The 14646-nt window shown below is 29.3% G+C and carries 9 protein-coding genes; 6 read left to right on the top strand and 3 right to left on the bottom strand.

Annotated elements, in window-relative coordinates; translation table 11 throughout:
- Positions 1 to 64: 64 nt before the first annotated feature.
- Together hemC and hemA are read right to left on the bottom strand one after the other, a co-directional pair.
- Positions 65 to 1654 (bottom strand): hydroxymethylbilane synthase, encoded by a 1590-nt coding sequence (gene hemC, locus BLT70_RS04300; protein ID WP_091892014.1) that lies wholly within the window; start codon positions 1652 to 1654, stop codon positions 65 to 67.
- Between the two features lie 7 nt (positions 1655 to 1661).
- Entirely contained in the window at positions 1662 to 2900 is a 1239-nt protein-coding gene (hemA, locus tag BLT70_RS04295) for a glutamyl-tRNA reductase (protein ID WP_091892012.1), read from the bottom strand.
- A gap of 195 nt (positions 2901 to 3095) precedes the next feature.
- On the opposite strand from hemA, the gene BLT70_RS04290 reads away from it, so the two are divergent.
- From BLT70_RS04290 to BLT70_RS04275, 4 genes are all read left to right on the top strand, one after another.
- Positions 3096 to 3980: a helix-turn-helix transcriptional regulator gene (locus BLT70_RS04290; protein ID WP_091897400.1), complete on the top strand. Its 885-nt coding sequence runs from the start codon at positions 3096 to 3098 to the stop codon at positions 3978 to 3980.
- 99 nt (positions 3981 to 4079) lie between these two features.
- A complete protein-coding gene (locus BLT70_RS04285; protein WP_091892011.1) occupies positions 4080 to 4589 on the top strand; it encodes a TrmH family RNA methyltransferase in 510 nt (169 codons plus the stop codon).
- 108 nt (positions 4590 to 4697) lie between these two features.
- Entirely contained in the window at positions 4698 to 5714 is a 1017-nt protein-coding gene (gene hemH, locus BLT70_RS04280; protein ID WP_091892009.1) for a ferrochelatase, read from the top strand.
- Positions 5715 to 5910: 196 nt separating this feature from the next.
- Positions 5911 to 6486, top strand: a complete 576-nt coding sequence (locus BLT70_RS04275) for a CopD family protein (RefSeq protein WP_091897397.1) — start codon at positions 5911 to 5913, stop codon at positions 6484 to 6486.
- A gap of 73 nt (positions 6487 to 6559) precedes the next feature.
- Here the strand turns inward: BLT70_RS04275 and recR are convergent, their stop codons facing one another.
- Positions 6560 to 7177 carry a recombination mediator RecR gene (gene recR / locus BLT70_RS04270; protein ID WP_091892007.1) on the bottom strand — a complete coding sequence of 206 codons (618 nt, stop codon included), beginning with the start codon at positions 7175 to 7177 and terminating at the stop codon, positions 6560 to 6562.
- Positions 7178 to 7346: 169 nt separating this feature from the next.
- On the opposite strand from recR, the gene BLT70_RS04265 reads away from it, so the two are divergent.
- Both BLT70_RS04265 and BLT70_RS04260 read left to right on the top strand, forming a co-directional pair.
- A complete protein-coding gene (locus BLT70_RS04265; protein WP_091892005.1) occupies positions 7347 to 8792 on the top strand; it encodes a sodium:solute symporter in 1446 nt (481 codons plus the stop codon).
- Positions 8793 to 9524: 732 nt separating this feature from the next.
- Positions 9525 to 14402 carry a collagen-binding domain-containing protein gene (locus BLT70_RS04260; RefSeq protein WP_091892003.1) on the top strand — a complete coding sequence of 1626 codons (4878 nt, stop codon included), beginning with the start codon at positions 9525 to 9527 and terminating at the stop codon, positions 14400 to 14402.
- Positions 14403 to 14646: the final 244 nt, after the last annotated feature.

Raw genomic sequence — 14646 nt, 5'->3', positions numbered from 1 at the left:
GGTCGAGCGCAGTTAAAACCTAATTTATAAAACCTCTCGACTGCGCTCGAGGATATGTACTGTATTATTTTGTAAAATACGAATTCACCAACTCTAGAGCACTTTCTACACTTGGTAAATGAGCAACTTCTACTTTTTCAAAATGTTTTCTTGCTTCTTTTGCAGTGGTTTCTCCAATACAAAAAGCTACTTTATCTGTGCTATTTTTTTCTAAATAACTTTCTATTCCAGAAGGGCTATAAAATAGTACTCCAGGAACTTCTTTATCAATCTCTACTGGGCTTAACATCGTTTTATAAGCCTCAACTTCGTTAACTACGATATTATGAAGCTGTAAATATGCTGGTAAAATATCTAACCTTAAGTTACTACAAAAATAAGTTACTTCTTTGTTTATCAATTCTTTTGACAGATATTCTCCTAATTTTTTCGCATTTTTTGTTACATGAGCAACTTTACCAATTCTGTTTTCAATCAGTTTTTTTGTTCTTCTACCAACACAATAAATACTCTTAAATTTTATTTCATCCTTTGTAAAAGAATTCAATATTGCTTCTACACCATTTTGACTTGTAATAACTACATTTTCAATTTCTGATTTCATCACTTTGGGAGGAATTCTATTAAAACGAATTTTAATAAAATCACTATCTTGAACACCTATTTCTGGAGATAATATTTCTTTCTGAGCTTTAGATAATTTTTTGGTAGAATATATATGTTGTAGTTTTTTAGAAACTTCATTATCCTCTAACATTAACTCTTTACCACCTCTATTAATTACGTAATCTGCACAATCTTTCGCCAAAAACTTATGGCTTCCCAATTTTACATTTTGATTTACAGTAATTTTTCTAGAACCATCTTTTTTAAGTAAGATTCCTTTAAAATTAACTTCTTGCGTTTTTTCATCAATATAAGCTAAAGCACCAATTGGCGCAGTACAACCACCTTCTAAAAGTCTTAAAAACTCGCGTTCTATACCAACACAAACTTTGGTTTCATAATGATTTATTTGTTCGCAGGCGTCTTTTACATAATCATCATTTTCTAAACAAGCAACCATAATTGTTCCTTGTGCAGGAGCTGGAATCATCCAAGTTAAAGGTATTGCGCCTTTATCTCTAATACCTAATCTTTCTAATCCTGCTGCCGCAAAAACTGCACCATTCCAAGTTTCACTATTATGTAACTTATCTAAACGTGTAATTACATTTCCTCTTAAATCTTCTACTTTATGGGTTGGATATCGGTTTAACCACTGTGCTTTTCTTCGCAAACTTCCTGTTGCAATAACACCGTTTGGTTGTCCAAAAAACTCTTCAGTATCTTTTAAAACCAATAAATCTGTATAATTTGCACGTTTTAAAACAGCAATTTGAATTATCCCTTCTGGCAAAACTGTAGGTACATCTTTTAACGAATGTACAGCAACATCAATCTCGCCATTTAGCATAGCAATATCTAAATTTTTAGTAAAGACACCTGTAATTCCTAATTCGTACAAAGGTTTATCTTGAATAAGATCTCCTGTAGATTTAATAGGAACAATTACCGATTGATAACCTAAAGCCTCTAACTCTTTACGTACTTTATTTGCTTGCCAAAGAGCTAATTTACTATCTCGCGTACCAATTCTTATAATTTTTTGCATGTGTTTTTTATTTGTGATGAAACACTTTATTGATGATTTGAATACTTTCTGATACAGAAGTTTCATCATCTTTTAAATGTTTCACAAACTGAGTTGTAATTTTTTGAATGATGCGTGAAGTTAATATTTCTGCTTGATTTTCATCAAAATTATCTATTTTCTTTTTCTGAAAATTTATTTCATCATTTTTAATATTCTCTAAAGAAACCTTTAAAGCGGCAATTGTAGGTGTAAAACTTCTATGATTTAACCATCTTTTAAATTCTTTTTTATGCGATACTATAATACTTTCTGCTAACGGAACTTCTTGCAAACGAATAGTCAAAGTTTCATCAGTAATTTTAGAAAGCTCATCAACATTTACTAAAGAAACACCTTTAAAATCAGCAACTTCTTTAGAAACATTTTCTGGCATAGATAAATCTAAAATTAGTAATTCTTTATTTTCTGATATGTGTTTTTTTGTAATTGTAGGTTTATCAGAACCAGTAGAAACAATTAAAACATCTGCTTTTTTTATTTCTTCTGATAAATTACCTATCGTAGATTTTCTAATAGAAGCATGTTCTTTTACAAACTCTGCGGCCTTTTCTTCTGTTCTATTTATTAAACAAACCGATTTATTTTGGGTATATTCTGCCAAGTTTTTACAAGTATGTTTACCCATTTTACCAAGCCCAAAAACCAAAATGTTTTTAGAGTTATAATCTGGCAAGTTTTTGATAATATATTGCACGGCAGCATAAGAAACAGAAGTAGTTCCTGAACTTAATTTGGTTTCATTTTTTATGCGTTTACTCGCTTGTAAAACACTATTTATTAACCTTTCTAAATATGCATTTGTAGTTTTTACAGATTTTGCCAATTTTAAAGATTGCTTTAATTGACCAACAATTTCATAATCACCTAAAATTTGACTTTCTAAACCAGTACCAATTCTAAATAAGTGTTTAATAGCATCATTGTCTTTATAAACATTTGATACTTGCGAAAATTCTTGAATTGTACCTTCTGAAAACTCACATAAAAGTTCAATTAATTGACAAGGACGCTCTGCAAAACCAGATATTTCTGTTCTGTTGCATGTAGATAAAATAAATACACCTGTGTATCCTTTTTCTTTAGAAAGTTCTAACAAAGCAATTTGATTCTCTTTTGATAAAGAAAATTTACCACGCGTTTTAGCGTCTGCTTTTTTATAACTAACCCCAATATTGTAAAAGTGCTCTTGCCTATCTTCTAACATAAATTTGTAAAAGTTACGCAAAAGTAGAAACTTCATTAATAAAAAAATGTCGCTAAAAGTACTTTTTATAACGATAACAGATTTTTATGATATTTTAACACATTAAAATTAAAGAAACCGCTACTTTTGCAAGGGAATTAAGGCTATAATTCAATTTTATATAGAATGATTCTAAATAGCTCTAAAACTAAAAATATGATTGAAAATGTCGGCGAAAGTTCTTTTGAAGAAATTAATTTAGAAAAAGGTTTTTATATACTTCATTTTCAGAACGAAAGCAACGAAATTCAATGTTTTGAAAGAGAAATAAATAGCACCTTTATACAAATTCACTTTTGTTTGCGTGGTAATTCTAAATTTCTTTTTAATAATGGCGCATATTCTTTTGATGTTTTAGACAACAGATCTATACTTTTATATAATCCGCAGAGAATTTTACCTATTAATTTAGAGATTCAACCAAAAACAACCTTAATTTCATTATTAATTTCTATTGAAAAATTCCATGCATTATTCTCTAAAGAATCTGGATATATTCCATTTTTAAGTAGTGAAAATAGTAACAAAAAATATTACGATGATAAAGAAATAAAAACAACAGAATCTATTGTTTTACAACAAATCATCAACTCTAACATTAATAGTTCTATTCGAGAATTATATGTAAAAGGAAAAGTATACGAATTACTGAGTTTACATTTTCAAAAAGATGAAACTGCAGATGGAGAGTATTGCCCGTTTTTAGTAGATGAAGAAAATGTTTTAAAAATTAGAAGAGCAAAAGAAATAATTATTTCTAGAATGGCAGAACCGCCAAGTTTACAAGAATTAGCAAATGAAATTGGTTTAAATATCAAAAAATTAAAAGAAGGTTTTAAACAAATTTATGGCGACACTGTATTTAGTTTTTTGTTAGATTATAAAATGGAACATGCAAGAAGATTGCTAGAAAGTAATCAATTTAATGTAAATGAAGTTGGCACACAAATTGGCTATAGTACTGCAAGTCATTTTATTGCAGCATTTAAGAAGAAATTTGGAACAACGCCCAAAAAATATGTAATGGGTTTGAATCAATAAGCAATTAACAAAAATAAAAAATAATTTACAGTAAAAGTTCTCGACACAAAATTCTTAAAAAAACTCACTCGAACTGACAAACTTTGAAAATAAAATAAAGTGATACAATTAACACATAACGACATAGAAAATAAGCAGCAACAATTCCCTATAACAATTGTTTGTGATGCTATTAGAACTCCAGAAAACATTGGAATGTGTTTTAGAATTTCGGAAAATTTTGGAATCCAAAAAATATATTTCCATGAGAGCTCTCCTTCCTTAGAAAACAGAAAAGTTATTAATACAGCTAGAAATACAATCAATCAAATTGAACATGATTATTATACTGATTTTACAACTGTTATTAACAAATTAAAAGCAGAAGGAAACACAATTATTGGCATAGAAATTACTGATAAAAGTATCAATATTCAAGATTTTAATTTTAAAAATCATGAAAAAATCGTTTTACTTTTGGGCAGCGAAAGAAACGGAATTGAAAATATCAACTTGGTAGATTACACAATTTCAATACCAATGTTTGGCAGAAATTCTAGCATGAACGTAATTCATAGTTTGGCAATTACTCTGTATGAAGTTACGAATCAGTTAGCAGTTAGCAGTTAGCAGTTAGCAGTTAGCAGTTAGCAGTTAGCAAAACTAAAAAATAAATTAAAAATAAAAACTCATTGTTTTCAACTTTAAAAAACTTTGAAACTTTGAAACCTTAAGTAAATGAAAGGAATATTACTAAACAATTTAGGATCACCAGATTCTACAGAAACAAAAGATGTTAAAAAATATCTAGGCGAATTTTTAATGGACGAACGCGTAATTGATATTCCTTATTGGAAACGTTGGTTACTAATAAACGGAATTATTTTAAAAACGCGTCCTAAAAAATCTGGCGCTGCTTATAAAAAAATATGGTGGAAAGAAGGTTCTCCTTTGGTTGTAATATCAGAAAGATTTACAAAAAAATTAATTAAAAAAGTTGATATTCCTGTAGCTTTAGCAATGCGTTATGGTTCTATGACCATGGAAAACGGAATTAAAGAATTAGCAGATAAAGGAGTAACAGAAATCTTTTTAGCACCAATGTATCCGCATTATGCAATGTCTTCTTACGAAACTGTTGTTACAAAAGCAGAAGAGATTATTGCAGAAAAATATCCGAATATAAAATTAGACACATTACCTCCTTTTTATAATGAACCAGATTATATAAAAGCAATGAGCAACAATATTGCTAATCATTTAAAAGGCTTTGATTACGATCATATTTTGTTTTCTTATCACGGAATTCCAGAGCGTCATATTTTAAAATCTGATGTTACAAAAAGTCATTGTAAAATTGATGGTTCTTGTTGTGAGAGAAACTCTGTTGCACATCACACTTGCTACAGACATCAATGTTTTGAAACCACCAAAGAAATCGCAAAAACCTTACAATTAAAAAAAGGCACGTATAGCAATTCGTTTCAATCTCGTTTATTAAAAGATCCTTGGCTAAAACCTTATACTGATTTCGAATTGGAGAAATTCCCATCCGAAGGCAAGAAAAAATTAGCCGTTATTACCCCCGCTTTTGTGGCAGATTGTCTAGAAACTTTAGAGGAAATTGCCATGGAAGGAAAAGATGAATTTTTAAAATTTGGAGGTACAGATTACAAACATATTCCTTGTATGAATGACAATGACGATTGGGTAGATGTTGTAGTTAAATGGATTAATGATTGGAAAAACAAGTAAAATTATAAGAAGCTATTTCCTGCTTTTCATTGTATCTTTTTATGCTAAATATATTTCAGCATCTTACTAAATTTAAAAGTAATTTATTATTTGTAACAGATATTAAAACCAGTTCAGCATAAAAAGGATGCCATTTCAATCAGGGCTAAGCTTATTTATAAACGAATTACAAACGCTAAAACTCAATTTAAAACTTATGGATTTTTTATACATAAAAGCATTACACATAATTTTTGTAGTAACTTGGTTTGCAGGTTTGTTCTATATAATTCGATTGTTTATTTATCATATAGAAGCTGAGAAAAAACCTGAACCCGCAAAAGAAATTTTACAAACTCAGTATAAATTAATGAGCAAAAGGTTGTGGTATATTATTACTTGGCCTTCTGCAATCTTAGCTAGTATTTTTGGCATTTGGATGCTAGTTAAAAATCCTTATTATTTAGAAATGCCTTGGATGCATGTAAAATTAACGTTCATTTTAGCCTTATATTTTTATCATTATTCTTGTCATCGAATTTACAGCCAACTACAAAACAACATCATTAAATATTCTGCATTTAAACTAAGAATCTGGAACGAAGTTGCAACAATAATTCTTTTTGCAGTTGTTTTTTTAGTAACACTAAAAAGTGCCATTAACTGGATTTGGGGAGTTGTAGGAATTATACTTTTTGGAGTTTTACTAATGCTAGGAATTAAACTCTACAAAAAAATTAGAGAAAAAAATTCTTGGGAAAAAGCAGAGAAAGAGGTTTTAGATCGTGAATAATTTTTCAGTTTACAGTAGCAGTATTCAATTGCAGTATTCAGAAAACTATAAACTAAAGACCGAAGACTAAAAGCTAGCTCCTTATACTTTGTTCAAAAGGAATTCTATTTATAATAGATCTCCCTAAAGTAACTTCATCTGCGAATTCTAATTCGTCACCAACAGCAATTCCACGTGCAATTGTACTTGTAGTAATTTCGAATTTTTCTATTTGTTTATAAATATAAAAATTGGTTGTATCACCTTCCATTGTAGAACTTAAAGCAAAAATAAGTTCTTTAATTTCACCAGAAGAAACTTTTTCAATTAAAGAATCTATCTCTAAATTTTGAGGGCCAATGCCTTCAATTGGCGAAATTTTACCACCTAAAACATGATACAATCCATTAAATTGCGATGTGCTTTCTATAGCCATTACATCTCTAATATCTTCAACAACACAAACAATTTCTGGGTTTCTTTTTGGGCTACTACAAATATCACACAAAACAGTATCAGAAATATTAAAACATTTTTCGCAATTTTTTACATCATTTCTTAAATGCAAAAGAGCTTCAGATAAATATTTAGTATTTTCTTTTGGCTGTTTTAATAAATGCAAAACCAAACGCAAAGCTGTACGTTTTCCTATTCCTGGTAAACGCGAAACCTCATTTACTGCATTTTCTAATATTTTTGATGAAAAATCCATAGCGTGCAAAATTACAAATTATCAATTATGAATCATAAATTATAACTAATAAAAATAAACCTAAATTCTACTTTTTAATTCTTCCTAAATTTTCTTTTAATAATTTCCATTCTATGAACTCTAAAAAATTCTATATTCGTATTTCTTAATTGAACACTCATATTTAACTATGCAACCAATTCATATAATCCTCTTAATTGTAGCTTATTTTTCTGTATTAATTTTAATTTCTTTTATCACAGGAAAATCAGCAAACAACAAAACTTTTTTTAAAGCAAACAATTCTTCTCCTTGGTATTTAGTAGCTTTTGGTATGATTGGCGCATCGCTTTCTGGCGTAACTTTTATTTCCGTTCCTGGTTGGGTAGAAGCGCAAAGCATGAGTTATATGCAAATGGTTTTGGGGTATGTTGTGGGTTACGCCGTTATTGGTTTAGTATTACTTCCACTCTATTATCGATTGAATTTAACATCAATTTACAGCTATTTACAAGATAGATTTGGAAACTATTCTTATAAAACTGGCGCAAGTTTCTTTTTACTTTCTAGAGTAATTGGCTCTGCTTTTAGGCTTTTTTTAGTAGCAAATGTATTACAATTGTTATTGTTTGATGAATATGGAATTCCTTTTTGGGCTACAGTTACAATTACTATTTTATTAATTTGGCTGTACACTTTTAAAGGCGGAATTAAAACCATTGTTTGGACAGACACTTTGCAAACACTCTTTATGCTAATTGCAGTTGGCGTTTGTATTTATACAATTTCTAATGAATTACATATCTCTAATATTTTCTCTTATGTTGCAGATAATAAACTTTCTAAAACTTTCTTTTTTGATGATGTAAATGCAGGAAATTATTTTTGGAAACAATTTTTAGCAGGTGCATTTATATCAATTGTAATGACAGGTTTAGACCAAGATATGATGCAAAAAAACCTTACTTGTAGAAACTTAAAAGATGCGCAAAAAAACATGTTTTGGTTTACAATTGTGCTCGTAATTGTTAATTTTTTCTTTTTAGCTCTAGGAATTCTTTTAACAGATTACGCTCAAAAAAACGGAATTGACGCTCATAAAGACGAGCTTTTTCCTATTATTGCAACCAAAGGAACACTAGGTTTAGCAACCGCTATTTTCTTTTTATTAGGTTTAATTGCTGCTGCATATTCAAGTGCAGATTCTGCTTTAACTGCTTTAACAACTTCTTTTAGCATTGATATTTTAGAAATTGACAAAAAGAAAAAAGAAGCAGATCAAGAAAAAATTAGAAAGAAAATTCACATATTATTTTCATTTATATTAATAGGCACCATTTTAATTTTCAAATACTTTATTGCTGATGCAAGCGTTATTGCCAAAATATTCACATTTGCAAATTACACCTACGGCCCCTTATTAGGGCTGTATGCTTTTGGTTTATTTACAAAATTGAAAATTAAAGACAAAGCTGTACCTTTTATCTGTATAACATCTCCTTTTTTAACATATTTAGTAAGTTACTTATGTTTACACTATTTAAATTTCGATTTTGGTTTTGCGTTATTAATTTTAAATGGTCTTATTACTTTTATAGCTTTATCGATCTTTAAATTAAAAAAAGCCGAAGCTTAAATCAATAAAAGTCTCTTTTTGTTTAATAATTTTATTGCTCAAGTATTAAAAAAATGCTAAAAACCTAAAAACACTTGGGTTTTCGACATTTTTATTATAAATTTATAAAATCATTGTAACCCCCAACATTATGAACACTCAAAAAAAGATTTTTTTCTCTATTGCTATTATCATACTTTTTATAAAAACAGCATACAGTTTCAACCCATCAATTTCTAAAAAAGAGTTCAATATTTATACCAATTCTAATGTAACTCATACAACTTCAATAGACGTTAATTGCTCTTCTATTTAAAACAAAGGAAGAAATCTATATCTTTAAAAAACATAATCAAAAAATAAATCTATAAAATTTGTATAAGAGCATCCTTCTATACATTCAGATTCATTCAAAAAAAAATAAGGCTTATAATCTTTCGATATTAAAAAAACCTTAAAAATAGTTTAGTTAGTTAATTAGTTAGTTTGATCAATAAGAATGAGGTTTTTAGCCTCATTCTTTTTTCTATGAATTAATCACAAAATCGATACTTAAAAAAGTTTTTTTCTTAAACACTTACACTACTAGACTTCTTTTAATAAAAGCCATAAATAACTTTAATCGCTTAAAGCACAACAAGCAACCTTTCATCGAAAGAAAAAAGCCATTTACCTAAGATGAGCTAAAAAGTCAATATCATAATCTTAATTTTACGGTATAGATCAGTTTAATGATCATTTAAATTACCAGTTATGAAAACATTCAAAACCATTTTAATTACTGTATTTACCTTATTATTTGCACAAATAGCAATTGCAAACAACACAAATAATGCTGTTAAAAATGACAACAAAGTTTTACCTACATCAACTACAGTAATTGACCCTTGCGATGCTGTAGCTTCTGGTAATCTAGATTCAGACAACGATGGCATTTCTGATATTTGTGATTTAGATGATGATAATGATGGTATTTTAGATTGTGATGAGAATAACTTAAATGCTACATCTAGTTTAAGCAGCTTATTTTCTATCGCAGGTACCGCTTCATTTATGAATTCTAATGAAATTGAACTTACTCCAGATTTACAAACTCAAGCAGGATCTGCAATGTCTTATGGAAAAATTGACTTCAATTATGATTTTAATTTTTCAATCGAAATTAATTTAGGTACAAAAGATATTGGCGCAGACGGAATCGCAATTGTTTTTCATAATGATCCTGATGGCATAAATACTGTTGGAATTACTGGTCAAGGAATTGGAGCTTGGCATATTAAAAACGGAATTTCGATAGAATTTGACACTTACCAAAACCAAGACGACATAACTAACGACCACACTCAAATAAAAAAAACAAGTACTTGGGCCGGACTTACAACAATGACTGATTTAGGGAATATTGAAGATGGAAATTGGTATCCTATAGATTTCAGTTGGGATGCAAGTTCTAAAACATTAAGTTACTCTTTTAATGGAAATGTAATCGCAAATTACACAGACGATTTAGTTTCTAATATTTTTAACAACGAATCTAAAGTTCATTTTGGGTTTACTGCTTCTACAGGAGGACAAAGAAATAGTCAAAAAATAAGATTAATAAATGATTTATGTAGCTACCCTTTTGTTTTAGATACAGATAATGATAATATTCCAAATCATTTAGATACAGATTCTGATAATGATGGATGTCCTGATGCTTTAGAAGGCGGAAGCAACTTTACTGTTACAACTAACAACAATCAATTAACTGGTGGCGTAGATGCTAATGGTGTTCCATTAGTTGCATCAACAGTTGGTCAAACAATTGGTAGCAGTTTAAATAACAATATAGTATCTTCTATTTGTGATGTTCCTTACAGCCCAATATCTCCTACTCAAGGATTTAATGTATTTGTTCAAAAGGATTTAACTGTAAAAACTGATGAAACTAAAGGAACTGTTGCAGTTGGAGAAAATTTAACTATTAAAGGTGATTACAGAATTGGTTCTGATACTTGTGGTGATTTTACTACTAATGGCTCATCAACCACAACAAAAATAGGACTTTTAGTAAACGGAAATGTAAATTACCCACTTAATACTACAATAAACACAACCGATGAAGATTGCGATTGCGGAGATCCTACAATAATACACAACGGAAGTTTTGAAAGCAACAATACCGTTACTACTTGGAAACAATTTGATCAAAATAATGTTGATGGCTGGAGAACAACGTCTACTGATGAAAAAATAGAAATCTGGAAATCAGGATTTTTAGGAAAAGCTTCTCAAAATGGTGGATTTCATGCTGAAATAAATGCAACACAAAGAGCTGCTTTATATCAAGTTATATGTGCAGAACCAGGCTCTGTTTTAACTTGGTCTGTTTGGCACAGAGGAAGAGATGGCGTAGATGTAGCTGATGTTAAAATTGGTAGCACTGTAGCATCTGCAACTACAAAAGCTGTAATGAAAACTGGCAAAAATGCTTGGAAACAATATACTGGAACTTATACAGTGCCAGCAGGAGACAACAAAGCTTACTTTGTATTTCAAGCAATATCTAGCAAACCGAACAACAATCTTTCTTACGGAAACTTATTAGATAATTTTGAAGTTACAAAAACAGTAACTGGAACTTGCCCAACAGGAACTACAAACCCTAATGGAATTTTAACAGTCGTTGATCCTTCTTATTATACTAAAATAGGAAATACAAACGGGAATGCTTCTTGGTATTTTGATGAGTTAAACGCTCCTGCTAATATTAGAATTACACCAGATGCTAATTATAATTCATCTTCAAGAATTCAGCTTTCTACAAATTCTACTGCTTTAAATGTATCTTCTAGCAATAATCCTATTTTTGAGAGTAATTTAATAGATTTTACTAGTGCTTTTGAAACTATGAAAAGCTCTTCTACTAGCATGTCTAATTGTTCTAGCAACATTACTTTAACAGATAACAGCAACCAACCTATAAACAACACAAACCTACCATCAACAGTAAAAATTAACCTACAAAATGGCGCTAACTATTTAAACATAAATGGCTCTGATTTAAACAATGTAACTACTTTTACTTTTAATCAACCACCAAGTGCAACTCAATATTTAATCATTAATGTTGATGCATCTGGTACTTTTAATTGGGATGTTTGGAATCAATTAAATATTGGATTAAATGAAAGTTATTATATATTATATAACTTCTATAATACTACAGAATTAAATATTTTAGGCGCTAATGAAATAAAAGGAACTCTTTTTTCGCCACTTGCTGATATCAATAAAACAGTTAATAAAGCAGATATTTACGGACAAGTTATTGGAAAATCTTTTAATCATGATGGTGGAGTTATTCATTGTGTAAAATTTATTCCAACAATAAAAAGCTGTACAACTTCTAGCGTTGCTCCTACTGCAGATTTTTCTTTAAATGTAGATCCTCAATGTTTAGTTGGCAATGAATATCAATTTACAAATAACTCTAACACTGGCGGAACTATACAACCAACAAATCCTATAACTTATATTTGGAATTTTGGAGACGGATCAACATCAACAGAAATGAATCCTACAAAAACCTATGTTAATTCTGGTACTTATACTGTAATACTAACAGCTACAAATACTTCTGGTTCTAATACAACTACAAAACAAATAGAGGTTTTAGCTAATACAGATCCTATTATTACAGAAACTACTAAAAATTCATCAAACGGTTCTGTTACCAAAGAATTAACTTTAACCAATAGTACAGAATTTTCTGAATTCTATTGGGAATTAGCTAGCGAAGGTTCTAATTTATTTCAAGATCAAGCAACAGTTAGTTTTACTTTTACACAAGCAGGAACTTATAATGTAACAGTAACCGCAATTAAAAACGGATGTTCTAGCATGTCAACAATTGCTATAACAATTAGTTCTAACGAAGTTACTACAGGAAATAGTGGCGGTTTAGAAAGTGAAAGCCTAGGAGATGCTGTTACAAAAAGATATGTAAACAGAAAAAAGAAAAGTGAGCCTACAATTTTTGTAAAATCTGATGACATTATTTATAATAAAACAAAATTAAAAAGCGCACAACCGTATCAAGGTAAAGGACAAACAATTTTAGATATGTTTCCTACAGAATTAATTGCAGGTAATGTTTCTCATGTTACTTCTCCAACCGATATTTTAGATTACACAATAGCTGATGAAGTTCTTTCTGTAGATTTCTCTATTGACGGAAATACGAAAGGTGTAGTTTTAGGTGTTAAAACTTCAGATAAAGTGTACAACCACACAAAAGCTTCTTGCGACCGTTTAAAAGGTGCAGAAATACTAAGTGTTCAAGCTGTAAAATTAGACGGATACAACTTTTTAATGCAAGGCATCAAACAAAGAAATGGAGTTATTGAATATGCAATTTCATTTGCTACTGCAAAAAATAATAACGACACAAATTATACCATTCAAACAAATTGGTATGTAAATAACTACACAAAATTTAATGATGTATATAACTTTCAAGTTTGGTCTACAAACCCTACAGATACTCAAAAATTAGTAACTGATATTTTAGCGAACTTAAAATCTTACATTCCGGTTATTCAAACAGAAACTCAAAAAGTTCCTAAAACCTATGCTGCTAAAATTGACAGAGAAAAATCTAATTTATTAATTACATTAAGAAGTATCAAAAAAGCACAAAACATAGAAATTACAATGGAGGAAATCTATTCTGAAACTGCCAACAATTTAAAACATAGATATAACCCAGTAAACTCAGAAACTGAACAAATTTTAAAAATTGATATTGCTGATGGTTATGAATATGATGGCCTTGTTAAAGTGGATGGCGAAATTCAAGATGCTTTTTATCATGCAGATGGTAACTGGGGTTTAGATTTTGATTCTAAATACACAGAAATTACAGAGTACTTTGTTTCTAATGATTTTGATAGAGAATATAATGATGACGAACTTGCAATCAACAGAAACATTAAAATTAAAGCAGTTAGTGAATATGATTATTTAGGAATCTATAAATCATTATTACCTGGAAATATTCCTGCAGATTATACAGCTTATAAATATCTTTCTTTTACTGCAAAAGGATCTGGTTTAATGGAGTTAGGTTTGGTAAAATCTTCTATTGAAAACTGGAAAGCTCAATACAGAATTATGGTAGATTTATCAGAAGAAGAGCAAACCTATTATGTGCCTTTTGATGCATTTACATCTATAGGAACATCAGAAAATATTACAGCAGACGATTTAACAACGCTTACCTTTACGTTTTTACCTGTAGAAGCAAATACAAAAGAATTAGATTTAACAATTTCTGATGTAAAATTCACTAAAACTGCGGTTGAAGAACAAACGATTGCTAAAATTGAAACTTTTGAGAATAACTTTATGGCATATCCTAATCCTTCTCAAGGAAATGTAAATGTGTTACTATATAGTAAAGTTGATACAAATGCAACAGTTTCTTTATATGATGTTACTGGTAAAGAAATCTACACTGCTCCTGTTGAATTATTAAATGGTAAAAACGAAATTTCTTTTAACGTAAAGGTAAAACCAGGAATGTTGTTCTTAAAAGTAAACAGCAAACAAACCAATTACGGAACTTCTAAAATTATATTTAGATAATTTATATCAAAAAGTGGAACCTAAAATAGTTCCGCTTTTTATGTTTAAAAATATTTAATAAAATATAAGTATTTTTTAAGTCTTAAAATATTTTCTTTTTAATAAAAAACAAGTACATTTGCCACCGTTTATTAAAATAAGCGTCAGTTCTAAGCTTAGTAATATCCCCAAATTATTTAAAATATACAATAGGTTTAACAAGTCTAAAGCTTGTTTCATCTAAATAAAATTGCTTTCTAACGAA

Source organism: Polaribacter sp. KT25b, assembly GCF_900105145.1.
Classification (GTDB): Bacteria; Bacteroidota; Bacteroidia; order Flavobacteriales; family Flavobacteriaceae; genus Polaribacter.
This window is presented reverse-complemented; position numbering and strand designations above follow the sequence as displayed.

Bases quoted from the DNA above. Each gene is read 5' to 3' on its own strand.
- hemC (WP_091892014.1), bottom strand. From the start codon at position 1,654: ATGCAAAAAATTATAAGAATTGGTACGCGAGATAGTAAATTAGCTCTT.
- hemA (WP_091892012.1), bottom strand. From the start codon at position 2,900: ATGTTAGAAGATAGGCAAGAGCACTTTTACAATATTGGGGTTAGTTAT.
- BLT70_RS04290 (WP_091897400.1), top strand. From the start codon at position 3,096: ATGATTGAAAATGTCGGCGAAAGTTCTTTTGAAGAAATTAATTTAGAA.
- hemH (WP_091892009.1), top strand. From the start codon at position 4,698: ATGAAAGGAATATTACTAAACAATTTAGGATCACCAGATTCTACAGAA.
- BLT70_RS04275 (WP_091897397.1), top strand. From the start codon at position 5,911: ATGGATTTTTTATACATAAAAGCATTACACATAATTTTTGTAGTAACT.
- recR (WP_091892007.1), bottom strand. From the start codon at position 7,177: ATGGATTTTTCATCAAAAATATTAGAAAATGCAGTAAATGAGGTTTCG.
- BLT70_RS04265 (WP_091892005.1), top strand. From the start codon at position 7,347: ATGCAACCAATTCATATAATCCTCTTAATTGTAGCTTATTTTTCTGTA.
- BLT70_RS04260 (WP_091892003.1), top strand. From the start codon at position 9,525: ATGAAAACATTCAAAACCATTTTAATTACTGTATTTACCTTATTATTT.